This is a genomic window from Streptomyces sp. NPDC031418, assembly GCF_055581605.1.
On record NZ_JBVIJC010000010.1, the window covers coordinates 302,169 to 324,589 of the forward strand.

Genomic DNA, 22,421 nt, shown 5'->3' on the forward strand with positions numbered 1-22,421 from the left:
CTCTGCGGTCTAGGGTGGAGGCAGTCGGAGGAGGCACGGGCTGCGAGGGGATCGCTGTGCGAAATGAGGGAATCCGGGCGTTCATGGGATTCAGACGGAGGTGGGCCTTGGTGGCGCTGGGCGGGGCAGCGGTGCTGCTCGTGCCGTGGATGGCGGTGCTGGCGGTGACGCTCCCGGGCAGCACCCGGGTGGAGAACTGGCCGCTGGCCTGGATCGGCCTCGACGTCCTGATGGCGGCCGGCTGCGCGGCCACGGCCCTGCTGGGCCTGCGCGCCGATCCGCGCGGCCGCCTCACCGCGTCCGCGACGGCCTCGGTGGCGGTCCTGGACGCCTGGTTCGACCTCACCACGGCCGGCACCGGCGGCGCCCTGCTCCAGGCGACGCTGTGCGCGCTGGCGGAGGCGGCACTGGCGGCGGTCTGCGTCCACCTGGCGATATCCCGGCGCCGGAGCGGGAGCCGGGGCGGCGCGGACCGCGGGACGCGGGGCAGCGCCCGCTAGCCCGACGGCTTACAGGACAAGGGCATGCGGGGACGGCGGGCGTGGCGACGCGCGAGCCCGGCGGTGCCGAACCGCCGGACCCGTCGGCGGACCGCTGCCGCTCCCGCCCCTGTTACCGGGACTGCTACTGCTTGACGCGCCCGGAAGCCTCGCTCTTCGCGCCGGCCTCCTCGCCGGAGGGCTCCGCCTCCTTGAAGTCGACCTTGTTCATGTGCTTGCTCATCGACTTCATCAGGCCCCACACCGCCAGGGCCATCACCGCGAAGACGATGAAGCCGAGGACGCCGGGGGTGACCTTGTTCTGGTCCAGGTCCTTGGCGAGGGGGACGAGGTGCGTCACTGCCAGGCTCACGCTTGCGCTCATGTCAGGCATTGTCCCGGATGCCCGCGAAGAGGTCGTCCTCGGGGAGGGAGGTATCGACGAGCGACTTCGCCAGCTCGTACTCCTCCGTCGGCCAGACCTCCTTCTGGACGTCCAGCGGCACCTTGAACCAGCCGCCGTCCGGGTCGATCTGCGTGGCGTGCGCGATCAGCGCCTTGTCACGGATCTCGTAGAAGTCCGCGCAGGGGATGTGCGTGGTCAGGGTGCGTTCGGTGCGCTGGATCTCGTCCCACCGCTTGAGCCACTCCGCGTACGGCGACTCCAGGCCGCGGTCGAGCATCGCCTGGTGCAGGGCCAGGGTGCGGGGGCGGTTGAAGCCCTGGTTGTAGTAGAGCTTCAGCGGCTGGTAGGCGGGCCCGTACTCGCTCTCGGGGTACTTCTCGGTGTCCGCCGCGCCCTCGAACGCCACCATGGAGATCTTGTGGGTCATGATGTGGTCGGGGTGCGGGTAGCCGCCGTTCTCGTCATAGGTGGTGATCACCTGGGGGCGGAAGGCACGGATCTTCCGCACCAGCTCGCCGGCCGCCTTGTCGACGTCCTCCAGGGCGAAGCAGCCCTCGGGCAGCGGCGGCAGCGGGTCGCCCTCCGGGAGACCGGAGTCGACGAAGCCCAGCCACTCCTGCTTCACCCCGAGGATCTCGCGGGCCTCGTCCATCTCCTTCTTGCGCACCTCGTGGATGTGCTCCTCGATGTACGCGTCGCCTTGCAGCTTGGGATTGAGGATGGACCCGCGCTCTCCGCCGGTGCAGGTCACCACCAGCACGTCCACCCCCTCGGACACGTACTTCGCCATGGTCGCCGCGCCCTTGCTCGACTCGTCGTCGGGGTGCGCGTGAACGGCCATCAGTCGCAGCTGGTCAGTCAAGACTCAATCCTCGGATAGTCGGCGCCCCCGTGGCTCAGGGCGCAATCGCCGGCTTCTATAGTGACCGAATCGGGGGGCGATTAATTCCGCGGAGAGGACGATCATGGGTACGGCGAGCACCCGGCTGCCCGAGGGCCGCTACGGCCGCTCCTCGGACGAGCGCGCCGACCGCAGGCTCAGGGTCGCCGCGGCGGTGTTCGGCGCGGCTCTGCTCGCGCTGGTCGGCTACTTCGCCTACCACTATGTCGCCGAGAGCAAGATCAGCGCCCAGGTGATCACCTTCCAGGTCACGGACAACGCGGTGAAGATCCATCTGGAGGTCCACAAGGACTCCGGCACCGACGGCTACTGCACCCTGCGTTCCCAGGCGGCGGACGGCGCCGAGGTGGGCCGGGCCGACTTCCGGTTCAGCGGACCGGACACCCGGATCGACAAGGTCGTCACGCTGCGTACGACGGCCAAGGGCACGACGGCGGAGCTGCTGGGCTGCCACACCGGCTGACCGGCGCCGGTTCCCTCGCGGACATCGCCCGACTTCACCCGGAATACGTAGGCGCTGACCTGCGTTGATGAGATTCTGATGGCTTATGTCCTCCCCCTTCCGGCCTTGAATTGTTAGGCTCGTGGTTTCGCCCATCCGAGAGGGAACATTCTTCTGGGTAGGGCGATGCTTTGTATTCCCAGTACCGACGAGGAGCACCCTGTGACCCAGACCAGCGAGAACGTCACCTGGCTGACCCAGGAGGCGTACAACAAGCTCAAGGACGAGCTTGCGTACCTTACTGGTCCTGCGCGCACGGAGATCGCCGCAAAGATCGCGGCCGCGCGCGAGGAGGGCGACCTGCGTGAGAACGGCGGGTACCACGCGGCCAAGGAGGAGCAGGGCAAGCAGGAGCTGCGCGTGCGCCAGCTCACCCAGCTCCTTGAGAACGCCCAGGTGGGCGAGGCTCCGGCCTCCGCCGACGGTACCGTCGCGCCGGGCATGGTCGTCACGATCGCCTTCGACGGTGACGAGGACGACACGCTGACGTTCCTGCTCGCCTCCCGTGAGTACGCGAGCACCGACGTCGAGACCTACTCGCCGCAGTCGCCGCTCGGCTCCGGCGTCATCGGCCACAAGGTCGGCGAGGACGCCGAGTACGAGCTGCCGAACGGCAAGAAGGCCTCGGTCCGCATCCTGAAGGCCGAGCCCTACACGGGCTGACCGGGCCTTCCCCCAACCCAGACATCCGCCCCCGGCGCCCCTCGGCACCGGGGGCTCTGTCATGCCCGGGGGCGCCGGCCGGCGGCGCGGAGCCGCTGGGCGGGCGATGGGACGCCGGCGCACGGCAGTGCGGCCGCGGCCTCAGCGCCTGACCGTGTAGCCCGCGTCCCGCAGCGCCTGCTCGACCTCGGTGCAGTGCACCGGGCCCATGGTCTCCAGGTGCAGCTCCACCTCGGCCTCGGTCAGTCCGAGCCGGGGGTCGGTGCGGACATGGCTGACGTCGAGCACGTTCGCGTCGGCCGCGGACAGCACGCCGAGCAGGGTGGCGAGCGCGCCCGGCCGGTCCACGAGCCGCAGCCGTACGGCCAGATACCGGCCCTGCGCCGCCATGCCGTGCCGCAGGACGCGTTGCATCAGCACCGGGTCGACGTTCCCGCCGGAGAGGACCGCGACCACCGGGCCCTCGAAGGCGTCCGGGGCCGCCAGCAGCGCCGCGACCGGGCTCGCCCCGGCCGGTTCCACGACCAGCTTGGCCCGCTCCAGGCACAGCAGCAGCGCGGCCGACAGCTGGTCCTCGCCGACCGTGCGCACCTCGTCGACCAGCTCGCTGACGATCCCGAACGGCACCACGCCCGGCCGCCCCACCTTGATGCCGTCCGCCATCGTCGCCGGGTCGCGCACGGACACCGGGTGGCCGGCGGCCAGCGAGGGCGGGTAGGCCGCCGCGCCCTCCGCCTGCACCCCGACGATCCTGACGTCCGGCCGCAGCGCCTTCACCGCGACCGCGATACCGGCCGCCAGCCCGCCGCCGCCGACACCGACCACGATCGTGCGCACCTCCGGGCACTGCTCCAGGATCTCCAGGCCCACCGTGCCCTGGCCCGCGATGACGTCCGGGTGGTCGAAGGGGTGGATGAACACCGCGCCGGTCCGGTCCGCGTAGTCCTGGGCGGCGGCCAGCGTCTCGTCGACGACCTGGCCGTGCAGGCGCACCTCCGCGCCGTACTCCCGGGTCGCACTGATCTTCGGCAGGGGCGCGCCCTTCGGCATGAACACCGTGGCGTGCACGCCCAGGAGCGCGGAGGCCAGCGCCACGCCCTGTGCGTGGTTCCCGGCGCTCGCCGCGACCACACCGGCCGCCCGCTCCTCCGGCAGCAGCCCGGCGATCCGCACATAGGCGCCGCGCAGCTTGAACGAGCCGGTCCGCTGGAGGTTCTCGCACTTCAGATGGACCGGCGCGCCGACCAGCTGGGACAGGTGCCGGCTGCCCTCCATCGCGGTCACCCGTGCCACGCCCGAGAGCATCTTCTGGGCTCCGCGCACATCGTCGAGGGTGACGGAACGCAAGGAGTCAGCGGTGCCGTAGCTCATGACTCCAGCATCGCAGTTCACAGCCGCACACGGCGGACGTGACCAAGCTGCGAGACCGGTTTGCGCAGCGCCGGTACGGTGCGCCGCCGGGCCGCGTAACCTGTCCCCCACACCAGCAGCCCTTCATGAAGTGAGCCTCCGGCCATGCCCACAACACCTGATATGTCGATGGACATGAGGACCGTCGGTGACCCCGGTCTTCTCGACGTCCTCCAGCACGAGGTGGCGTTGTTCGCCCGTCGCGCGGAACAGACGCGGCTCGGCGGTGTCGGGCAGGTGCGCAACTCCATGGACCGCGCCGCGTATCTGCTGCTCAACCGCCTCGACAAGGAAGGCCCGATGGGCGTCAAGGCGCTCGCCGCGAGCATGGGCATCGACTCCTCGACGGTCACCCGGCAGGTGGCTCCGCTGGTCGACACCGGGCTCGTCAAGCGCACCTCGCACCCCGAGGACGGCCGCGCGGTGGTGCTCCAGCTGTCCCCGCGCGGGTCCACCCGGCTGGAGGAGGTGCGCTCCTCCAGGCGTCAGCTGATGGCCGAGCTGACCCAGGACTGGGCGCCCGAGGAGCGCGAGCAGTTCTGCTCCCTGCTGACGCGCTTCAATCACGCGCTCTCCGCGCGGATGTCGGTTCCGGCCGGGCCGGCCGCGGAGCAGCCGCCCGCTTCCTGAGCCCCGGCCGCGCCCGCTCGGCCACGCCCGCTCGGCCGGCCGGAGGATGCCGGTCGCGCCGATCGGTTCCGGCCTCTTGACCCCCGGGCCCCGCTGGCCTCATATGAGACCGGGCCCTGAGTCGTACGCGGTTCACCCGTCCGTACCGGACAGGGTCCCGTCAGCGTCAGGGGGAGGCGTGGTGCGCGATCGGCAGGTGTCCCACGGTGCCCGCCGGGCCCAGGAGTTCGAGGCGTTCGTCGCGGGCGCGGCCGGGCGGCTGCTGCACGCCGCCACGCTGGTCACCGCGGAGCCGCCGGACGCCAACCCGCGCGCGCGGCGCCTGCTGACCCTGGCCCTCGGCCACACCTACGCCCGCTGGGACCGGTTGCGCGGCGAGGACCCGTACGACTGCGCCCGCCAGTACCTCGCCACCCGCTTCGCCCGCGCGACCTGGCACCGGTACGGCGCGCTCGGCCGGACCCGGCCCGACCCGAGCGGTCCGCTGGCCGCGCTGGGGCCGCAGGAACGGCTGATCCTGGTGCTGCGGCTGTACGAGGGGGTCGCCGAGGAGCAGGCGGCGGCGCTGCTCGGCCTGCCCCTCGAACGGGTGCGCACCGTCTGCGACCGGGCGACGGCCACCGTGCTGCATCCGGTCCGGCCGGCCGGCCCGCGCGCGCCAGGCACGAAGGTGGCCCCGTCGTGAACCGGGCCCAGGACTCCGGCCGTACCGCCCGTTGCGACCGGCGCGTCGGCGGTCCGCGGTGAACCGGGCCGAGCGCGAGGCCGCCGTGCGGCGGATCATGGAGCGGACACCGGTGCCGGTGCCACCGGACCTGCACGCCGAAGCGGTGCGCCGCGGTGAACGCCTGCTGCGCCGCGGCCGGCTCGTCCGCCGGGTGCTGTGGACGCTGGCGCTCGCCGCGGCGGTCGCGTTCACCGTGTGGGCGGCACAGGTGCACCCGTGGGTGGAGCCGCCGTCGCGGACGACCCCACCGGTGGGCGGCTGGTGAGCCTCGTCCGACCAGGTCGTACGACCGAGCCGGTAGGAGACCCGGGACGGCGGCCCTAGCTCAGGGCCTGCTGAAGGTCTTCCAGCAGGTCGTCGACGTTCTCGATGCCGACGGACAGGCGGACCAGGTCGCCCGGGACCTCCAGGGCCGAGCCGGCCGCGGAGGCGTGCGTCATCCGGCCGGGGTGCTCGATCAGCGACTCGACACCGCCCAGGGACTCGCCGAGGGTGAAGACCTGGGCGCGGTTGCACACCTCGACCGCGGCCGCCTCGCCGCCCTCGACCCGGAAGGACACCATGCCGCCGAAGGCCCGCATCTGCTTGGCGGCGACCTCGTGGCCGGGGTGCTCGGGCAGGCCCGGGTAGAGCACCTTCGTCACGCGCGGGTGCCGGGTCAGCATGTCGGCGATCTTCGTGGCGTTCTCGCTGTGCCGGTCCATGCGCACCGCGAGGGTCTTGGTGCCGCGCAGCACCAGCCAGGAGTCGAAGGGGCCGGCGACGGCGCCCATCGCGTTCTGGTGGTACGTCAGCTCCTCGCCGAGCGCCTGGTCGGAGACGATCAGCGCACCCCCGACCACGTCCGAGTGGCCGCCCATGTACTTGGTCAGCGAGTGCACGACGACGTCCGCGCCGAGCGACAGCGGCTGCTGGAGATAGGGCGTGGCGAAGGTGTTGTCGACGACGAGCTTCGCGCCCGCGTCGTGCGCGACCTGAGCGACGGCGGCGATGTCGGTGATGCCGAGCAGCGGGTTGGAGGGGGTCTCCACCCAGACCGCCTTGGTCTTCGGGGTGATCGCGGCCCGGACCGCGGACGGGTCGCTGGTGTCGGCGACGGACCACTCCACGCCCCAGCGGGTGGCGACCTTGGCGAAGAGCCGGAAGGTGCCGCCGTACGCGTCGTTCGGGATCACCACGTGGTCGCCGGGGGTCAGCAGCGTACGCAGCAGGGTGTCCTCGGCCGCCAGGCCGGACGCGAAGGCGAGGCCGCGGCGGCCGCCCTCGAGCGCGGCGAGGTTCTCCTCGAGGGCGGTGCGGGTCGGGTTGGCGCTGCGGCTGTACTCGTAGCCGCCGCGCAGCCCGCCGACGCCGTCCTGCTTGTAGGTCGAGACCTGGTAGATCGGCGGGACGACCGCGCCGGTGAGGGGATCCGCGGTGTTGCCCGCGTGGATCGCGAGTGTCTCGAAGTGCTGACTGATGTGCCTGTCGCTCATGTGCACCGAGCGTAGTGCGCTTGGCCGGATGCTGGCGCCCGCCGGGCACGGGGAGCACCGGAAGAAGGGTTTTCCCTGCACGCGGCAACCGGCCCTGGGGCAGGTCTGTCATGCTCCGGTCTGTCATGCTCCGGCCGGGAGTTTTCCACAGCCCCGCGGCGGGGTTGGCCAAGTGTCGGCGGCGTCTGGTTCGCTTGACGCATGGCGATTCTCTGGCTGCTCTTGGCGCTGCTCATGCTGGGCTGCGCGCTGCTCCCGCTCGTGCGGCGCAGGCGCGGGCTGATCGAGCAGGTTCCCCCGGGTCACCCGGACGCCGCCGACCCGGCGGCCTACGGCTTCGTGCGCCAGGAGGAGCTGGACATCCGCATGCCGGGGGCGGACGAGGACCTGCTGGACGTCCTGGACCTGGTGCAGCGCACCCAGGACTACCGCGCGGCGGCCCAGCTGCTGGCCGGCACCGAGACCACGGGCGAGCTGCGCTGGCAGCGGGTGCAGGCCTTCGCAGGCGCGGCCGCGCTGGAGCTCCAGCAGCGGCCCGGCGGGGTGCACGAGACGCCGGGCGGCCAGTGGCTGCGGGTGTGGCGGGCCGAGCAGTCCAAGGACGCGGGCGCCGCCGCCGTCCACGCGGAGTTCCTGGTGCAGCAGGCCTGGCGGACGTCGACGCCGGGCACGGACGACTTCCGGATCATCATGGAGGAGGCCCGGGAGGCCTGCGGTCAGGCGGCGCTGCTGTCGCCCGGCGACCCGGTGCCGTACATCGTCGAGCTGTCGATCGCCCGCGGACTGGGCTACTCGCAGGCCGAGTTCGAGCAGCTGTGGCTGAAGATCCTCGACCGCGCCCCGCACCACATGGGCGCGCATCTGGCCGCGCTGCACTACTGGTGCGAGAAGTGGCACGGCTCGCGCGAGCAGGCGTACTCCTTCGCCGAGGCGGCCGCCGCCCGCGCCCCGGAGGGCTCGCTGCTCGCCGCGCTGCCGCTGTTCGCGGTGTTCGAGCACCTGCCCGAGGTGGACCTGGTCCGGAGCTTCTACCAGAGCGAGGTCGTCACCAGAGCGGTGCACGGCGCGCTGCACGCGGTGCACGCGGCCCGCCCCGACGACCCGGTGCTCACCCATGTCCGGCATCTGCTGGTCTTCTTCCTGGTCCAAGCCGAGCGCTGGGCCGAGGCGATGCACCAGCTGATACACATCGACGGCCATGTCGGCGCACTGCCGTGGTCCCTCTCCGCCGACCCCGCCGCCGCGTTCGCGGTCTACCGCGCGCTGGCCGTGGCGGGCTACGAGGCCAACGGCGGCAGCCCGGCGACCCTGCCCGGCTGACCGGCCCGGCGCCGCCCGCCGGCCGGAATGCACCGGCCGGCCCATCCGTTGTACGGCTGTACGACGTACCGGGTGCCATACCGGCCCGTCCCGCACGAGACCGACAGGGAGACCCCATGCTCTTCGGCCGCACCCCTCAACTGCCCACGTCCGAGCAGGCGCTCACGGGCCGCCCGGCGCCCGCCTACAAGGTCCCGGACCGCCACACCGTCCTCGGCACCCCCCTCCTCGGCCCCTACCCGGAGGGACTGGAGACCGCCGACTTCGGGCTGGGCTGCTTCTGGGGCGCCGAGCGCAGGTTCTGGCAGCTTCCGGCGGGCGTGTACACGACCCTGGTGGGCTACCAGGGCGGTTACACGGAGAACCCCACCTACGAGGAGGTCTGCTCGGGCCTGACCGGCCACACGGAGGCGGTCCGCGTGGTCTACGACCCGAAGGTGATCTCCTACGACCGCCTGCTGAAGACCTTCTGGGAGTCCCACGACCCCACCCAGGGCTTCCGCCAGGGCAACGACGTCGGCACGCAGTACCGCTCGGCGATCTACACCCACACCCCCGGGCAGGCGGCCGCCGCGGAAGCCTCCCGGGAGGCCTACCAGAAGGTTCTGACCTCCTCCGGCCACGGCACGATCACCACGGAGATCCTCCCGGCCGCCGACCGCCCCTTCTACCCGGCGGAGGCCTACCACCAGCAGTACCTGGACAAGAACCCCGCGGGCTACTGCGGCCTGGGCGGGACCGGAGTGTCCTGCCCGATCGGAGTCGCCCCGGCCGGGGGATGACGGCTCCCGGTGGGCTTCGGAACCTACGCACGCAGGGTTCGGGACGAACACCTCGTTGACAGGCCTGACCTGGTGCCCAAGCTCTCGGCGCGCATCCCTGCCGGCGGCATGCGGCCCACCTCCAAGAACCGCACAGACGGCCGTCCCTGAGCGCGGAGAGCTGGTCTACGACCCCGCGAAGGGCAAGGTCCGGGGGGCCAGGACATGCTCGGTCCGTATGCCGTGCTGCGCCCCGTGGGCGGCGGCTGCGAGTGGGAGGCAGGCCCGGCACAGATCCGTGCAGCCACCCTCTCCCAGCGGCTGAGCGCGGGCGTGCAGGCGGCCAACGCGCGGACGAAGCGGGGGCTGAGAGCGTGCGCTCGGTGATCCGTCACGAGACGTGGACGCTCACGCCCGACCGTGAGCCGGACGCAGAGCCGACCAGGTACGCGATGGAGTGTGCGGTCTGCGGTCAGGCCTCGGACGGCGGTGAGGACTTCGCGTTCGAGCAGAGCTGGGTGCTGGAGCATCGCGGGCGGAGACCGTCGCGTACGCGATACGGCCGGTAGTGGAACGGCAGACCACTGCCCACTGCCCACTGCCCACTGCCCACTGCCCACTGCCCACTGCCACCAGTCTGATGACGACCACACTCGTTCGCGCCAGATGCCATCCGTACTGAGACCTTTTCGGTCAACGAACCGGGCCACAGCACACAGCGCCACACGTCCCGTCACCATGGCGTACATGGCGACTTCGGGGGCAAGGGCAAGGGGCAGTCGGCTCGGTGGCCTGGGGCAGTGGTGGGGCGTGATCGCCGCCGCGCTGTTGATCGCCGCGTGGATCAACGAGACCGCAGGGCCGTTGCTCATCGCCACGCTTTCGGCTCTGGTCCTGCTCTGGTGCTTCTTCCAGGCACCCGTGACGTGTGGTGCCCCTGTCAGAGGCCGGCAGGACGGCTGCCGGAACAACGCATCCGGCCTGCTCATGGGCTGCCATATCCGCCAGCATCGCTGGCAGAAGCTGAAGATGCTGATCCTCCGTCGCCGGGTGCGGGAGTTCTGCTCCGGCCTGTTCTCGGACGGCAAGGCCCTCCTCGTCACCCTGGCCGCGATCGGCAGCTTTCTGTCCGGGCTCGTGGCCTTGGTACCGGGCGTGGTCGTCCACTGACGCCACATTCCTGACGATGTCTTCTTCTACAAGTGCCCTGGTCGTCGCGGTGGTCGGAGTCGTCGGCACTCTTCTGTCCGGCTTTCTGGCGTACCGCAGCGCGCTCCGCTCCAAGGCGATGGAACTCGAGCACGCGGAACGGCAGCGGCGTGAGGATCGATCGGTCGAGGAGGCACACCAGGTCGTCAGTGAACGGAAGGCCACCTACACGGCGCTCAACCAGCAGCTGCGGCAGTTTCACCAGGTGCTTTCGCGCGACTTTCTGGCACTGGAGCGGGGACTGTCCGCTCCGGGCCGGGCGCACGAACGGGAAGGTGCGCGGCGCAGTCTTCGGGATGTCTACGCCGCAGCCCAGATGGTGGTCCCCGACGACGTGCTAGCTGCGGGAGGCAGCCTCGTGCACCAGCTTCACGCCGTACATGCCCTGCTCGCGCAATACGAGCAGGGGGAGACAGCCGCGGCCGGGTCCCTGGACGACATCAGGGAGCGACTGGAACGTGCGTCCGAGGGGCTGTACGAAGTGAGACAGACGATGCGAAGGGACCTCGGCATCACCGAGATGCCCATCGGGCGGCCGGACGGATACGGCGCCACCTGACCAGCCGGCCCGGCATCTCGTGTGAGGGCATCACCCGTCGACGGAGGATCCATGGCCACCACCCGAGCACCTCGTTGGATCAGATCCAGTTACTGCGACTCAGCGGGGCTTGACTGCCTCGAAGCAACCGCGTCGGCCGGATCCATTCGGATACGGGACACCAAGGTCCGCTCCGGTCCGCTGCTGACGGTGGCGCCGAGCACATGGTCCGAGTTCATCGACGGCATCGAGCGGCTGACGGCCCTGCGCTGGTCTTCGCCCGCGCGCCCAGCCGGGCGAGGTACGTGAGGGACGAGGGAGCGGGGGACTCGTGCGGGGCGGGTTGACAGGCGCCGTGGGCGCTGTCGTGGCGGCTCTCGGCCCTCCGACACCACCCTGCTCCCTCCGGCGGCGGACCAGAGGCAGTCGGCCGGCCGGGGCTGAGCCGCCGCGCGCCTCAGCTCAACTCGGCCAGCAGGCGGCGCAGTTCGTCGCGTTCCGCGGCCAGGCGCCGGGCCCTCTCGTCCAGTTCGGCCAGGCGCCGGCGCAGGGCTTCCGGCACTCCGGGGCAGGCGGTGAGGCCGGTGCCGGTGCCCGTGTCCGTCGTACAGGGGAGCAGGGACGCGACGACGCGGGTCGGCAGGCCCGCGGTCAGCAGGGTGCGGATGCGGTGGACGCGGGGGATGTCCGACTCGGTGTACTCGCGGTAGCCGTTGGCGCGGCGGTGCGGGCTGAGCAGCCCGGTGGCCTCGTAGTGGCGCAGCAGGCGGGGGCTGATGCCGGTGCGGGTGGCCAGCTCTCCGATCAGCATGCCGCTCCCCGTCCGTCGTAAGGACCGCTTGACCTTGCCACTGTGTCAGGCTGCCACTCTCTCCCGGCACGCAGTGTTCCGCCCACCCCGGGGGAGAGAAAGTGATCATTGACGCACACGGGCATGTGCACGACCCGGTCGGTCCGCACCTCGCCGCTCTGGACGCCGCCGGTGTCGACCGGGCCGTCCTGTTCCCGACGCGCCCGCATCCCGAGCGGGCCACCGACATCCCTGCGCTGCGGCGGGAGTTCGCGGTGCTGGACGGCGCGCTCGGCGGCGAGGGCGGGTCACGGGAGGGCTTCGCCCGGGCGCTGGACGAGGTGAGCTCGGCGGTCGCCGCGTACCCGGAGCGGTTCATCGGGTTCGGGGCGGTGCCCCTGGAGCTGCCCGACGCGGAGATCGAGCGGGCCGTCGCCGAGGACGTGGTGGGACGGGGGTTCCACGGGATCGGCGAGCTGACCCCGGCGCCGGGGCGGGCCGGGCGGCTGGAGCCCGTGCTGCGGGCCGCGGACGACCACGGCGGGCTGCCGGTGGTGGTGCACGGCTTCGCGCCCACCACCGCCGAGGATCTGCGCACGCTGGCCGCGCTGGCCCGCCGGCATCCGCGCGTCCCGCTGGTGGTGAGCCAGCTCGGCGGGCTGAACTGGATGGAGGCCGTCGAGCTGGTCCGGGACACGCCGAGCATGTACCTGGAGCTGTCCACGGCCTTCCTGGTCATCGCCGTACGCCTGGCCGTCCGCGAGCTTCCCGAGCGCACGCTCTTCGGCTCGGACGCTCCTTACGGCGATCCAGTGGTGGCCCGGGCGATGGTGGAGCGGGCGACGGCGTCCGGCGAGGTCCGGTCCCGCGTCCTCGGCGGCACCGCGGCGAAGCTCCTGGGCCTCGGTCCGGGCCTCGGGTAATTCCGGCGACGGGACCGGCCGCGGCCCCGTACATTCGCCCCTCGCGTAACAAGCACGGGACGGGAGTGACGAGGGTGCGGACGTTTCTGATCGGCGGGGGCTGGGACACGGCCGAGGTGTATGTGCCGTTCCTGCGGGCGGCGGGCGGTGCGGAGCGGCCGCCGCGGGTCGGGTGCCTGGTCCTGGACGAGGGGGACGGACCGGCCGAGTTCGACCGGTACGCGGGGGCGCTGCGGGCCGCGGGGCCGTGCACGCCGGTGCCGCTGCTGGTGCCGCTCGGCGGGCGGTTCGTACCGGAGACCACGCTGGACGGGATCGACGGGCTGCTGGTCTGCGGCGGGCTGACGCCCGCCTACCAGGAGGTGCTCGCCGAGTGCCTGGACCGGCTGCCCGGGCTGCTGGCGGCGCGCGGGATACCGTACGCGGGCTTCTCCGCCGGTGCGGTGGTCGCGGCGCGGCGGGCCGTGGTCGGCGGGTGGCTGGCGGACGGGGTTCCGGTCTGCCCGCCGGAGACCGGGGAGGATCTCGACGAGATCGAGGTCCGGGCGGGGCTCGGGCTGGTGCCGTTCGCCGTGGACGTGCACGCGGCCCAGTGGGGGACGCTGGCCCGGCTGGTGACGGCGGTCGGGCGGGGCCAGGTGCCGTACGGGGTGGCCGTCGACGGGAACACGCTGGTCACCGTGGAGGACGGGGAGGCGCGGGTCTCCGGGCTCGGGCGGGTGCATGTGGTGCGGCCCGGGGCGGACGGGGACGGCGTGGCCGTGCGCGCGTACGGAGCCGGGGAGGGCTTCTCCGTGGCCTAGCGGTGGAGAAGCCCTCCCGGACCCGGCCGGATCGCGGTGCTCCCGCGCGTCAGATGGTCGCCGTGTCGATCACGAAGCGGTAGCGGACGTCGCTGGCCAGCACCCGCTCGTACGCCTCGTTGATCTCCTCGGCACGGATCACCTCGATCTCCGCGCCCAGCCCGTGCTCCGCGCAGAAGTCGAGCATCTCCTGGGTCTCGGCGATGCCGCCGATGCTGGAGCTGCTCATGCTGCGGCGGTTGCCCATGAGGCTCTGGAGCACGATCTGAACCGGCTCCTCCGGCAGGCCCACGTTGACCATCGCGCCGGCGGTGCGCAGCAGGGAGAAGTACGCGGCGAAGTCCAGCGGGGCCGAGACGGTGTTCAGGATCAGGTCGAAGGTGCCCGCCAGTTCCTCGAAGGTCTTCGGGTCGCTGGTGGCGTAGTAGTGGTCGGCGCCCAGCTTCAGACCGTCGTCCTTCTTGCGCAGCGACTGGGAGAGGACGGTGACCTCGGCGCCGAGCGCGTGCGCGATCTTCACGCCCATGTGGCCGAGACCGCCGAGGCCGACCACGGCGACCTTCTTGCCGGGGCCCGCGTTCCAGTGCCGGAGCGGCGAGTAGGTGGTGATGCCGGCGCAGAGCAGCGGGGCCGCCACGTCCAGGGCGAGGCCGTCGGGGATGCGGACGACGAAGTCCTGGTCGACGACGATCTTCTGGGCGTAGCCGCCGAGGGTGGGCTGCCCGTCCTTGTCGGTGTCGTTGTACGTCCAGGTCGGGCCGCCGTTGGAGCAGTGCTGCTCCAGGCCCGCCCGGCAGTTGTCACAGGTGCGGCAGGAGTCGACCATGCAGCCGACGCCCACCCGGTCGCCGACGGCGAACTTCGTCACACCGGGGCCGACCTCGGTGACGACGCCGGCGATCTCGTGGCCCGGCACCATCGGGAAGGTGCCCGGCCGCCAGCCGTCCCGCACCTGGTGGATGTCGGAGTGGCAGATACCGGCGAACTTGATGTCGATCAGAACGTCGGACTCGCCTACCGCGCGCCGCTCGATGGTGGTCCGCTCCAGCGGAGCCTTCGCGGCAGGCGCGGCGTACGCAGCAACAGTGGTCATCCGGGGGGTTCTCCTCGCAGGGTCCAGCGCGCCCGGCTCTCTTCCGCCGGGCACGGTTCCAAGCCTGCCTCATGCCCGCGCGGGTCACCCAGTCCACGCTCTTGCGTACGACCGCTGTGCGTACCACTGGCGGGGTCAGGCTGCTGTGCGTACGACCAGGAATACTGGACGTATGGAGCACACCGCGCTGCCGCTGGACCGGCGGGCCGAGCTGAGCGAGTTCCTGCGCAGCCGGCGGGCCCGGCTGAAGCCGGAGGACGTCGGTCTGCCCGACTTCGGCAGGCACCGGCGGGTGCCGGGGCTGCGCCGCGAGGAGCTGGCGCAGCTGGCCGGGGTGTCGGTCGCGTACTACACCCGGCTGGAGCAGGGCAACGGCCGGAACGTCTCGGCGGAGGTGCTGGACGCGATCGCCCGCGCCCTGCGGCTGACGGACGCCGAGCACGCGCATCTGACGCATCTGGCGAAGCCGAAGGCGCACAAGAAGAAGCCGGCGGCGCGCCGGCAGCAGGTGCGGACCTCGCTGCGGCAGCTGCTGGACTCGCTGGACGGCGTGCCGGCGTACATCGTCGGGCGCCGTTCGGAGATCCTCGCCTGGAACCGGATGGCGGCGGCGGTCTTCGGCGACTGGGGGGAACTGCCGCCGGACGAGCGGAACTGGGCCCGGCTGGTGTTCCTGCGGCCCGAGTACCGCGAGCTGTTCGTGGACTGGGAGCAGAAGGCGATCGACATCGTGTGCGCGCTGCGCATGCACGCGGGCTGCTATCCGGACGATCCCCGGCTGGCGGCTCTGGTGGGCGAGCTGTCGGTGAAGAGCGAGGAGTTCCGCCGGCTGTGGGCGACGCATGACGTGAAGGAGAAGAGCCACGGGCTGAAGCGGCTGCACCATCCGCTGGTCGGCGATCTCTCCCTGAACTTCGAGTCCTTCCGGCTGTCGGACGACGCGGACCAGTCCCTGGTCACCTACCACGCGGAACCGGGCTCACCGTCCGCCGACTCCCTCCGGCTGCTGGCCAGTTGGGGCACGGACGCGACCCGCGCGGTGCCCTCCGCCTGACCCTCACTCCGCCACCCCAAGGTCGTCCCGCATCAGCCGCCGCATGGCGGTCAGCAGCGGCTCGGCCTGCTTCAGGTCCAGCAGCGCCTCCCCGGCGCACTCGCCGCCCCGGGCGATGCCCGTTCGGCTTCCTCGGCCCGCTGTCGGCGCTGGATAGCCTGCCGGTATGAGTGACGAGACTTGGGATGCCCTCAGGGCGACTCCGCTGGGTGAGGTGCGGCGGCGAGCCGCGATCGTCGACCGGGTGGCGGAGGTCGCGCCGGTGGAGGTGACCGGTGCGCAGCGGTACGCCTGGAACGACGGCGGGGGCCAGTCGGCCGTCTGGTACTTCACGCCCGACGACCGCGCCCTGCTGCTCACGTTCGACCACGAGTCCCCGCTGAACCTCTACGCCGAGGACGAGGACACCGCCTACCCGCTCCAGCGGTCGTTCTACGACGGTGTCCCGGAGGAGCTGCTGCGCCTGGTGCGCAACCAGCCCGAGAACTACGAGTCGCTCAACATCAGGGACCCGAAGTCCGGCGACACGCTTCTCTACGCCGGCGGGGTGTTCTGGTACGACGGCTCACGGTGGCAGCTGCCGGAGGGGCTGACCGGGTACTGCGAGCGCGAACACCTGGATCTGTTCAACGACTCCGGCTTCGACTACTGCCTGGACACCTATCTCTTCGGCCGTGACTTCACCCCGGAGAGCCTGGTGGACCATCTGGCGGAGGAGGGCTGGTACGGGGACGAGCGGGAGAAGCAGGAGGCGCTGGCCGGCATCCGGGAGATCTTCGCCCGGCAGTGAGCGCCGGAAGGGGCACCCCGGACCTGCCGGAGTGCCCCCGTTCACCGCTTACGTGCCAAAGGCGTCCTACTTGCCGAAGTAGGCGTCGTAGACCGTGATCTGCGACGTGTTGCCCTTCTTGTCGGTGACCTTGGCTCGGAAGGAGACGGACCGTCCCTGGTCCGGGTTCTCCATGGCGATCTTTCCGTTCACCACGACGAACTCCTTCCAGGTCTTCCCGGAGTCGTACGACAGCCACACCGTGAGCGACTTGAGGTTGCCGCCCGCGGCCGCGCCCTCGACCTTGACCGGGACGGTGATCCGCTTGCCGGCCTCGGCACGGCTGTCCAGCCCGGTCGGGGCGCCGAAGGCCACGCTGGAGGCGGGCAGCTCGGTGGTGCCGTGGGCCGGCTTCTGGGAGCGGAAGGTCCAGGTCGCGTCGATCCGCGAGGCGGCCTGTGCGACCTTCGCCGAGCGGGTGACCGAGGTGGTCAGCCGGTACGCGGCGGAACCGGCCGGGACCTTGAAGGTGCCGTCACCGAGCAGCGGGTCGTCGTTGGAGCCGACCTCGGTGCCGTCGCGGTACAGGGTCGTACGCGCCGAGGTGAAGGCCGAGTAGCCGGCGTTCCTGGCGGAGTCGGCGAACAGCGGCAGCGCGCCGTAGATCCGGTTGCCGTCCCGGAACAGGCCCATCTCCGAGGTGATGTGCGGGGAGAAGACGGCGGTGTCGACGGTCCGGGTGTAGGTCTTGCCGGCCGCGAAGGACTCCGGCTTGAGCTGGTAGGAGGCGTCCGTCACCGGGAAGCCGTCCTTGTCCTTGCCGCCGAACTGGTCGTACTCCAGCTGCCAGGTCGCCCCGCCCTTGGCGGACAGGTGCAGGGTGCGGGTGGCGGGCACCTGCTGCGGGATGCCGATGGCGGAGGAGCCGGAGCCGTCGGGCAGCCAGCCGGAGGCGCTGATCGCGCCGGTCTTGCCACCGGCGGGGGCACCGAGCCGGGCCTTCACCGTGGCCAGGTCGGATGCCTTGAAGTGCCGGGTGTAGCCGGTGGCGACCCGGTTCACCCAGCCGCCGACGGTGACGTCGTACTCCTCGTGCGCGCCCTTGGTCCAGTGGCCGTCCCACTGCTGGTACAGCGACCGGGCGGGCATCTTCGGGCCGAGGTGGGCGGTGCGGACGTTGCGGTACGAGTCCAGCCACATGCCGTAGCCGTACTGGCCGTTGCCGGCCGTGACGTCGTACTCCGGCGCGGCGAACTCGGACTTCAGCCCCTTGGCGGGGACGGTGATGTCCACCGGCCTGGCCTTGCGGGCGTCGATCGTGATCGTCTGCTTCCCGGTGACCGTCAGCTTCGGCTGGGCGATCCAGTCGATGCCCTTGGCGGCGTTCTTCGGGTCGGCGTAGACCATGGTGTTGAGGATGTACGTGCCCTTGAGCGCGCGCACCTTCACCGTGCCGGACTTGTCGTACGGGGTCAGCCAGCTGTTGGTCGCGAGCCCGGCCACGCCGGTCAGGTCGGCGCTGTAGCTCGGGGCCGGCTTGCCGTCGCGGCCGATGAACTTCAGCGTGAGGTCGTACGACTCCTTCTCGCGCTGGACCGCGGCGGCCGTGCGGACGGTCTGTCCGCCGCCGGTCGCCGTCACATACGCGGAGTAGCCGCCGTCGAGGCTGCCCAGCCGGGTGTTGACGGTCAGGTTCACCGACGCCTTGCCGTGCGCGGGGACCGTCACCTTGGTCGCGCCGGGCGTGAAGAAGCCCGCCGGTGCCGCCTTGCCCTTCGGGTCGGTGCCCGTGACGGACAGGGTGAGGGTGACGTCCTTGTAGCCGAGGTTGCGGTAGACGACCTTCTTGGTGACCGGCTTGTCGTCGGTGTGCGGCCACAGCTGGGTGCCGAAGCTCACCGACACCGGGTCGGCGACCACCGACTGCTTGATCGCCTTGTCGACGGCGATCCGGCCCGCGCCCTGCTGGAACGCCGAGTAGGGGCCGCCCTTGGCGGAGCCGGTGAGCGCGCCCTTCAGCTCGGCGTAACCCCAGTCGGGGTGCTCCTGCTTGAGGATCGCGGCGGCGCCCGCGACATGCGGGGTGGCCATCGAGGTACCGGAGATGGTCAGGTACCCGTCGGGCTTCTCGCCGACCTCCTTGTCGATGACGCTGCCCTTGGCCGCGGCGGCGGTGATGTCCACGCCGGGCGCGGTGACGTCCGGCTTGATGGCGCCGTCGCCGACGCGCGGGCCGGTGGAGGAGAAGTCGGCGAGCTTGTCCTTCTTGTCGACCGCGCCGACGGTGAGCGCGGCGTCCGCGCTGCCCGGTGAACCGATCGACTGGGGGCCGTCGTTGCCCGCGGCGATCGCGAACAGGATGCCCTTCTCGGCGGACAGCTTGTTCACCTCGGCCTCGAGCGGGTCGATGCCGGGCGAGTCCTGGCCGCCGAGGCTCAGGTTGACGACGTCGGCGCCCTGCGCGGCCGCCCACTCCATGCCGGCGAGGATCCCGGAGTCGTCACCGGAGCCGCTGTCGTCCAGCACCTTGCCGTTGAGGAGCTTGGCGTCCGGGGCCACGCCCCGGTACTTCCCGCCGGACTTGGCGCCGGTGCCCGCCACGATGGAGGCGACGTGCGTGCCGTGGCCGAAGTGGTCCATGGCGTCGGTGGCGCCGGAGAAGTTCCTGGAGGCGATCACCTGGTCCTTCAGGTCCGGGTGGCGGGTGTCCACACCGGTGTCCAGGACGGCGACCTTCACGCCCTTGCCGGTGTATCCGGCCTTCCAGGCGACCGGGGCGCCGATCTGCGGCACGGACGTGTCGAGGGCGGCCTTGCGGACGCCGTCGAGCCAGACGTGCGCGATCCCGGAGGCGGTCCGGTCTCCCTGGGTGACCGCGGCCCACAGCTGGGCGGTGTCCTTGACGGGCGTCTGCACGGCGTCCGCGTTCAGCGCGGACAGGCTGTGCCGGAGCCGGCCGGCCTCGCGGACGCCGGCCCGGGCGGCGGTGGCGGTGCCGCGGTAGCCGACGATGACCTTCAGGCCGTTCTTCTGGTCCTTGCGGGTGGCGGCCTTGTTCAGCTCGGTGACGTCGAACAGCCGCTGGTCCAGCGTGCCGGCGGCAAGGAGCCGGGCGGCGTCGGCCGGGATCACCAGTGTGTGTCCGCCGGCCTTGCGGATCTGGACGGGTATGTGCTCCCGGCCCTTGGCCCGCTGGAAGCCGACGACCCGGCCCCCGGCGTCGAGGACGACGCGGTCACCGGTGATGAGGGTGACATGGTGCCGGGCGGTGCGGGCGGACGCGCCGGCCGAGGCGGGTCCGTGGTCCGCGGTGGTCGCCGACGCCGGGCTGGTCATACCCGCTGCGAGGGCGACGGCTGCGGCGGTCGCGACGGTGGCCGCAGCCGCTCTCTTCACTTGTCTGCGCAAGATCTCCCCCTGGAGATGGTGTACCGGGCGAATTCCCCGTTCACCCGGCCGGAGGGGGCGTCATACGCGTCGGCCCCCCGGATCACGGAGTATGCCGGGGGGTGATCAGAAGGCTCAACGGATGAGAGGACGGTAAGAAAGAAGTGCCGGGAAACTGTTACGTCGTAGCCGGGCGACCGTTACAGAAGCCGTCGGGCGCCGACGCTTCGGCCCCAAAACGCCGATGCCGCCCCTGAGGGCGGCATCGCGAGGGTGTGAACGGACCGTCAGACGGCGGAGCCGGCCTTCCACTGGGCCCAGTCCATGTTCCAGCCGTTGAGGCCGTTGTCCGGCGAGACCGTCTTGTCGCCGGTGTTCTGGATGACCACGACGTCACCGATCAGCGAGTGGTTGTAGAACCAGGCCGCCGGGGTGCTCGCGTCGCCGGCGCCCTTGACGTCCCGGAGGCCGACGCAGCCGTGGCTGGTGTTGACGCTGCCGAACACCGAGGGCGCGCCCCAGTAGTTGCCGTGGATGAAGGTGCCGGAGGTGGTCAGGCGCATGGCGTGCGGCACGTCCTTGATGTCGTACTCGCCCTTGCCGTCGGAGTCCTTGAAGCCGACCGTCGCGCCGTTCATCCGGGTCTGGGTGAACTTCTCGGAGATCACCATCTGGCCCTCGTAGGTGGTGTGTTCGGGGGCGCCCGCGGAGATCGGGATGGTCTTGACGACCTTGCCGTCCTGCGTGACCTTCATCTGGTGGGTCTTCGCGTCGACGTAGGAGACCTGGTTGCGGCCGATGTGGAAGGTGACCGTCTTCTGCTGGACGCCGTGCAGGCCGGGGGCGCCCTCGACACCGTCGAGCGCCAGCTTCAGCGTGACGGTGGCGCCCTCCTTCCAGTACTGCTCCGGGCGGCAGTCCATGCGGTTGGCGTTGAACCAGTGGCAGGCGACCTCCTGGCCGCTGCTGGAGGTGACCGTGACGCCCTTCTGCACGGCCGCCTTGTTGGTGATCGCCTTGTCGAAGTTGATCGAGACCGGCATGCCGACGCCGACCGTGGCGCCGTTCTCCGGGGTGAAGGTGCCGATGAAGCTGTTGGCCGGGGACACCGTGGTGAACTGGGCGTTCTCGTGGGCTATGCGGCCCTCGGAGTCCTTGGCCTCCGCCGCGATCTTGTAGGTGGTGGAGCGCGCCAGCTGGGTGGTGGGCTTCCAGCTCAGCTTGTCGGCGGACAGCTGCCCGGCGACGGGCTTGCCGTCCTGGGTGGTCATGGTGACGCCGGTGAGCGTGCCCTTGCTGACCGTGACGGTGCCCGAGTTGTTGATCGACGCGTTGTCGGAGCCGTCCTTGGGCGTGATCGTGATCTGCGCCTGCGAGGACTTCTTCGCCGCCGCGGCGTCCGCCTGCGCCTGTGAGGAGTCGTTGCCGTTGCCACTGCCGGAGGACTTGTCGTCACCGCCGGAACACGCCGTGAGCACCAGCACACCGCCGAGCAGAGCGGACGCGGCCATCAGGCCCCTGCGCCGCTTACTGTCCGTCATCACAAGCTTCTCCATCGTTGCCGAGCCGCCAAGAACTGCGTGTCCCCCGAACCTTCAACGCTACGGCCGGTTCGTCCCGTTCCGGATCCCGGGGATCTGTGGGACACGCCACGTCCGCCGTCGTGGGCGGGTGGTACGACGAGACCCCGGACGGCGGTTGCCGCCCGGGGTCATGAGTGCCCCCGAACGCTCAGCCGATGCCGCCCTCTTCCCGCTCGTCGTCCTCCTCATCATCCTCGCCCAGCTCCCAGTCGGGCGAATCCGGGTCGTAGTCGATCCGCTCGCTGGACCAGGACGCCTGCTGGAGCTCCACCCCGGGCACCGCGCCGACCAGGTCGAACGGGTCGACGAGATAGGCGAGGGCCTCCGCGGTGTCTTCCGTCACAGCGCCCTCGGCCTGGCCGCGCTCCGCCTCGGGCAGCTCCGGGTCCTCCGCGAGCCGGCGCAGGGCGGCCCGGGTCAGTGCGTCCTCGTCCTGCACCTCCAGCACCAGATCCACCCGGAGCCGTACAAAACGTGATGTCTCCTCATCGCTCATGGCGCGAGCGTACGGCCGAAACCTGCCGTGACTTTCCTGTGACCCACGATTTTCACTAACATCGCCCCACACGGCCAATTCGCCAGCGTCACAAGGGGATCGATATTCCGTGTCATCCGCTCGCCGTCCGCTGCTGACCGCCACCGCCGCGGGAACCCTGCTGTGCGCCCTGTGGTTCGTGCCGTCCGCGAACGCGTCGCAGGACTCGCCGGCCAGAGCGACGGCGGCGTCGAGTACGGCCACGGCGACGCAGGTCACGCAGGAGGGGCGGGCGGTGTCGGCGGCGACCGCGCAGACCGCCCACGAGACCGCGGAGGGCGCCGGACTCGCCGACACCGGCAGCATCGACACCACTCCGTACGTGGTCGGCGGCACCCTGTTCCTCGCCGTGGGCGCCGGGTTCGTGGTGTATTCGGTGCGCCGCGAACGCCTGGGCTTCTGACTCCGTGGAGCCGAAGCCGTCCTGACGCACCGACAGGGGGCCCCGCGCGGCGGAGCCCCC

General features: G+C 71.3%; 26 protein-coding genes. 17 read left to right on the forward strand and 9 right to left on the reverse strand.

All coding sequences use genetic code 11. The annotated features are described in order from the left end of the window. Positions 1-83: 83 nt before the first annotated feature. Entirely contained in the window at positions 84-500 is a 417-nt protein-coding gene (locus ACZ5CZ_RS17355; protein ID WP_385847818.1) for a hypothetical protein, read from the forward strand. A 124-nt stretch (positions 501-624) separates the two neighbouring features. Here the strand turns inward: ACZ5CZ_RS17355 and ACZ5CZ_RS17360 are convergent, their stop codons facing one another. Further along, the gene (locus tag ACZ5CZ_RS17360) at positions 625-873 is read right to left on the reverse strand and encodes a hypothetical protein (RefSeq protein WP_385847819.1); all 249 of its coding nucleotides are present in this window, start codon (positions 871-873) and stop codon (positions 625-627) included. After that, a complete protein-coding gene (mca, locus tag ACZ5CZ_RS17365; protein WP_385847821.1) occupies positions 866-1,747 on the reverse strand; it encodes a mycothiol conjugate amidase Mca in 882 nt (293 codons plus the stop codon). Before mca ends, ACZ5CZ_RS17360 begins: the two co-directional genes overlap by 8 nt. A 103-nt stretch (positions 1,748-1,850) precedes the next feature. On the opposite strand from mca, the gene ACZ5CZ_RS17370 reads away from it, so the two are divergent. Together ACZ5CZ_RS17370 and greA are read left to right on the forward strand one after the other, a co-directional pair. After that, a complete protein-coding gene (locus ACZ5CZ_RS17370; protein WP_468943524.1) occupies positions 1,851-2,249 on the forward strand; it encodes a DUF4307 domain-containing protein in 399 nt (132 codons plus the stop codon). A 201-nt stretch (positions 2,250-2,450) separates the two neighbouring features. After that, complete coding sequence (gene greA / locus ACZ5CZ_RS17375) at positions 2,451-2,951, forward strand: transcription elongation factor GreA (protein ID WP_468943526.1); 501 nt, start codon at positions 2,451-2,453, stop codon at positions 2,949-2,951. A 141-nt stretch (positions 2,952-3,092) separates the two neighbouring features. Here greA and ilvA read toward each other — a convergent pair whose 3' ends face one another. Beyond that, positions 3,093-4,322, reverse strand: a complete 1,230-nt coding sequence (ilvA, locus tag ACZ5CZ_RS17380; RefSeq protein WP_467548888.1) for a threonine ammonia-lyase — start codon at positions 4,320-4,322, stop codon at positions 3,093-3,095. Positions 4,323-4,484: 162 nt separating this feature from the next. On the opposite strand from ilvA, the gene ACZ5CZ_RS17385 reads away from it, so the two are divergent. The 3 genes from ACZ5CZ_RS17385 to ACZ5CZ_RS17395 all read left to right on the forward strand — a co-directional run bounded on the left by ACZ5CZ_RS17385 (position 4,485) and on the right by ACZ5CZ_RS17395 (position 5,983). Continuing rightward, entirely contained in the window at positions 4,485-4,991 is a 507-nt protein-coding gene (locus tag ACZ5CZ_RS17385; protein WP_385847859.1) for a MarR family winged helix-turn-helix transcriptional regulator, read from the forward strand. A gap of 181 nt (positions 4,992-5,172) precedes the next feature. After that, positions 5,173-5,676 carry a sigma factor-like helix-turn-helix DNA-binding protein gene (locus ACZ5CZ_RS17390; protein ID WP_385847826.1) on the forward strand — a complete coding sequence of 168 codons (504 nt, stop codon included), beginning with the start codon at positions 5,173-5,175 and terminating at the stop codon, positions 5,674-5,676. A gap of 58 nt (positions 5,677-5,734) precedes the next feature. After that, positions 5,735-5,983 carry a hypothetical protein gene (locus ACZ5CZ_RS17395; protein ID WP_385847827.1) on the forward strand — a complete coding sequence of 83 codons (249 nt, stop codon included), beginning with the start codon at positions 5,735-5,737 and terminating at the stop codon, positions 5,981-5,983. A 55-nt stretch (positions 5,984-6,038) separates the two neighbouring features. On the opposite strand, the gene ACZ5CZ_RS17400 is transcribed toward ACZ5CZ_RS17395, so the two are convergent. Next, positions 6,039-7,193, reverse strand: a complete 1,155-nt coding sequence (locus tag ACZ5CZ_RS17400; RefSeq protein ID WP_385847828.1) for a cystathionine gamma-synthase — start codon at positions 7,191-7,193, stop codon at positions 6,039-6,041. Between the two features lie 201 nt (positions 7,194-7,394). Between ACZ5CZ_RS17400 and ACZ5CZ_RS17405 the strand changes: the two genes are divergently transcribed. The 6 genes from ACZ5CZ_RS17405 to ACZ5CZ_RS17430 all read left to right on the forward strand — a co-directional run bounded on the left by ACZ5CZ_RS17405 (position 7,395) and on the right by ACZ5CZ_RS17430 (position 11,330). Further along, positions 7,395-8,513 (forward strand): hypothetical protein, encoded by a 1,119-nt coding sequence (locus ACZ5CZ_RS17405; RefSeq protein WP_468943530.1) that lies wholly within the window; start codon positions 7,395-7,397, stop codon positions 8,511-8,513. Positions 8,514-8,629: 116 nt separating this feature from the next. Continuing rightward, entirely contained in the window at positions 8,630-9,295 is a 666-nt protein-coding gene (gene msrA / locus ACZ5CZ_RS17410; RefSeq protein ID WP_468943532.1) for a peptide-methionine (S)-S-oxide reductase MsrA, read from the forward strand. Between the two features lie 362 nt (positions 9,296-9,657). Beyond that, positions 9,658-9,843: a DUF7848 domain-containing protein gene (locus ACZ5CZ_RS17415; protein WP_468943534.1), complete on the forward strand. Its 186-nt coding sequence runs from the start codon at positions 9,658-9,660 to the stop codon at positions 9,841-9,843. Between the two features lie 241 nt (positions 9,844-10,084). Beyond that, positions 10,085-10,444 carry a hypothetical protein gene (locus tag ACZ5CZ_RS17420; RefSeq protein WP_468943536.1) on the forward strand — a complete coding sequence of 120 codons (360 nt, stop codon included), beginning with the start codon at positions 10,085-10,087 and terminating at the stop codon, positions 10,442-10,444. Between the two features lie 16 nt (positions 10,445-10,460). Further along, positions 10,461-11,042, forward strand: a complete 582-nt coding sequence (locus tag ACZ5CZ_RS17425) for a hypothetical protein (RefSeq protein ID WP_468943538.1) — start codon at positions 10,461-10,463, stop codon at positions 11,040-11,042. A gap of 51 nt (positions 11,043-11,093) precedes the next feature. Beyond that, complete coding sequence (locus tag ACZ5CZ_RS17430) at positions 11,094-11,330, forward strand: DUF397 domain-containing protein (RefSeq protein WP_468943541.1); 237 nt, start codon at positions 11,094-11,096, stop codon at positions 11,328-11,330. A gap of 148 nt (positions 11,331-11,478) precedes the next feature. On the opposite strand, the gene ACZ5CZ_RS17435 is transcribed toward ACZ5CZ_RS17430, so the two are convergent. Beyond that, a complete protein-coding gene (locus ACZ5CZ_RS17435) occupies positions 11,479-11,832 on the reverse strand; it encodes a MerR family transcriptional regulator (protein ID WP_468943544.1) in 354 nt (117 codons plus the stop codon). Between the two features lie 101 nt (positions 11,833-11,933). Here ACZ5CZ_RS17435 and ACZ5CZ_RS17440 point away from each other — a divergent pair, with 101 nt between their 5' ends. Both ACZ5CZ_RS17440 and ACZ5CZ_RS17445 read left to right on the forward strand, forming a co-directional pair. Beyond that, positions 11,934-12,734 (forward strand): amidohydrolase family protein, encoded by an 801-nt coding sequence (locus ACZ5CZ_RS17440; RefSeq protein ID WP_468943546.1) that lies wholly within the window; start codon positions 11,934-11,936, stop codon positions 12,732-12,734. Positions 12,735-12,808: 74 nt separating this feature from the next. After that, positions 12,809-13,537 (forward strand): type 1 glutamine amidotransferase family protein, encoded by a 729-nt coding sequence (locus ACZ5CZ_RS17445; protein ID WP_468943549.1) that lies wholly within the window; start codon positions 12,809-12,811, stop codon positions 13,535-13,537. A gap of 49 nt (positions 13,538-13,586) precedes the next feature. Here ACZ5CZ_RS17445 and ACZ5CZ_RS17450 read toward each other — a convergent pair whose 3' ends face one another. Beyond that, on the reverse strand, positions 13,587-14,630 hold the full coding sequence (locus tag ACZ5CZ_RS17450) for an NAD(P)-dependent alcohol dehydrogenase (RefSeq protein ID WP_385847838.1): 1,044 nt from the start codon (positions 14,628-14,630) through the stop codon (positions 13,587-13,589). A gap of 172 nt (positions 14,631-14,802) precedes the next feature. Here ACZ5CZ_RS17450 and ACZ5CZ_RS17455 point away from each other — a divergent pair, with 172 nt between their 5' ends. Both ACZ5CZ_RS17455 and ACZ5CZ_RS17460 read left to right on the forward strand, forming a co-directional pair. Then, positions 14,803-15,684, forward strand: coding sequence for a helix-turn-helix domain-containing protein (locus ACZ5CZ_RS17455; RefSeq protein WP_385847839.1), 882 nt, complete (start codon positions 14,803-14,805; stop codon positions 15,682-15,684). A 166-nt stretch (positions 15,685-15,850) separates the two neighbouring features. Then, entirely contained in the window at positions 15,851-16,474 is a 624-nt protein-coding gene (locus ACZ5CZ_RS17460; protein ID WP_468943552.1) for a hypothetical protein, read from the forward strand. Positions 16,475-16,540: 66 nt separating this feature from the next. Here ACZ5CZ_RS17460 and ACZ5CZ_RS17465 read toward each other — a convergent pair whose 3' ends face one another. The 3 genes from ACZ5CZ_RS17465 to ACZ5CZ_RS17475 all read right to left on the reverse strand — a co-directional run bounded on the left by ACZ5CZ_RS17465 (position 16,541) and on the right by ACZ5CZ_RS17475 (position 21,919). Then, positions 16,541-19,849, reverse strand: coding sequence for a S8 family peptidase (locus ACZ5CZ_RS17465; protein ID WP_468943555.1), 3,309 nt, complete (start codon positions 19,847-19,849; stop codon positions 16,541-16,543). A gap of 278 nt (positions 19,850-20,127) precedes the next feature. Then, a complete protein-coding gene (locus ACZ5CZ_RS17470) occupies positions 20,128-21,381 on the reverse strand; it encodes a L,D-transpeptidase (protein WP_468943558.1) in 1,254 nt (417 codons plus the stop codon). 190 nt (positions 21,382-21,571) lie between these two features. Beyond that, complete coding sequence (locus ACZ5CZ_RS17475) at positions 21,572-21,919, reverse strand: hypothetical protein (RefSeq protein ID WP_385847845.1); 348 nt, start codon at positions 21,917-21,919, stop codon at positions 21,572-21,574. Between the two features lie 109 nt (positions 21,920-22,028). On the opposite strand from ACZ5CZ_RS17475, the gene ACZ5CZ_RS17480 reads away from it, so the two are divergent. Continuing rightward, a complete protein-coding gene (locus ACZ5CZ_RS17480) occupies positions 22,029-22,361 on the forward strand; it encodes a hypothetical protein (RefSeq protein ID WP_468943561.1) in 333 nt (110 codons plus the stop codon). Positions 22,362-22,421 lie beyond the last annotated feature (60 nt).

Excerpts from the sequence above, each read along its gene's own strand:
- ilvA (WP_467548888.1), bottom strand. The coding sequence starts at position 4,322 with ATGAGCTACGGCACCGCTGACTCCTTGCGTTCCGTCACCCTCGACGAT.
- ACZ5CZ_RS17430 (WP_468943541.1), top strand. The coding sequence starts at position 11,094 with ATGGCCACCACCCGAGCACCTCGTTGGATCAGATCCAGTTACTGCGAC.
- ACZ5CZ_RS17470 (WP_468943558.1), bottom strand. The coding sequence starts at position 21,381 with ATGACGGACAGTAAGCGGCGCAGGGGCCTGATGGCCGCGTCCGCTCTG.
- ACZ5CZ_RS17460 (WP_468943552.1), top strand. The coding sequence starts at position 15,851 with ATGAGTGACGAGACTTGGGATGCCCTCAGGGCGACTCCGCTGGGTGAG.
- ACZ5CZ_RS17455 (WP_385847839.1), top strand. The coding sequence starts at position 14,803 with ATGGAGCACACCGCGCTGCCGCTGGACCGGCGGGCCGAGCTGAGCGAG.
- ACZ5CZ_RS17370 (WP_468943524.1), top strand. The coding sequence starts at position 1,851 with ATGGGTACGGCGAGCACCCGGCTGCCCGAGGGCCGCTACGGCCGCTCC.
- ACZ5CZ_RS17385 (WP_385847859.1), top strand. The coding sequence starts at position 4,485 with ATGTCGATGGACATGAGGACCGTCGGTGACCCCGGTCTTCTCGACGTC.
- ACZ5CZ_RS17435 (WP_468943544.1), bottom strand. The coding sequence starts at position 11,832 with ATGCTGATCGGAGAGCTGGCCACCCGCACCGGCATCAGCCCCCGCCTG.
- ACZ5CZ_RS17475 (WP_385847845.1), bottom strand. The coding sequence starts at position 21,919 with ATGAGCGATGAGGAGACATCACGTTTTGTACGGCTCCGGGTGGATCTG.
- ACZ5CZ_RS17450 (WP_385847838.1), bottom strand. The coding sequence starts at position 14,630 with ATGACCACTGTTGCTGCGTACGCCGCGCCTGCCGCGAAGGCTCCGCTG.
- ACZ5CZ_RS17405 (WP_468943530.1), top strand. The coding sequence starts at position 7,395 with ATGGCGATTCTCTGGCTGCTCTTGGCGCTGCTCATGCTGGGCTGCGCG.
- ACZ5CZ_RS17400 (WP_385847828.1), bottom strand. The coding sequence starts at position 7,193 with ATGAGCGACAGGCACATCAGTCAGCACTTCGAGACACTCGCGATCCAC.
- msrA (WP_468943532.1), top strand. The coding sequence starts at position 8,630 with ATGCTCTTCGGCCGCACCCCTCAACTGCCCACGTCCGAGCAGGCGCTC.
- ACZ5CZ_RS17360 (WP_385847819.1), bottom strand. The coding sequence starts at position 873 with ATGCCTGACATGAGCGCAAGCGTGAGCCTGGCAGTGACGCACCTCGTC.
- ACZ5CZ_RS17355 (WP_385847818.1), top strand. The coding sequence starts at position 84 with ATGGGATTCAGACGGAGGTGGGCCTTGGTGGCGCTGGGCGGGGCAGCG.
- ACZ5CZ_RS17425 (WP_468943538.1), top strand. The coding sequence starts at position 10,461 with ATGTCTTCTTCTACAAGTGCCCTGGTCGTCGCGGTGGTCGGAGTCGTC.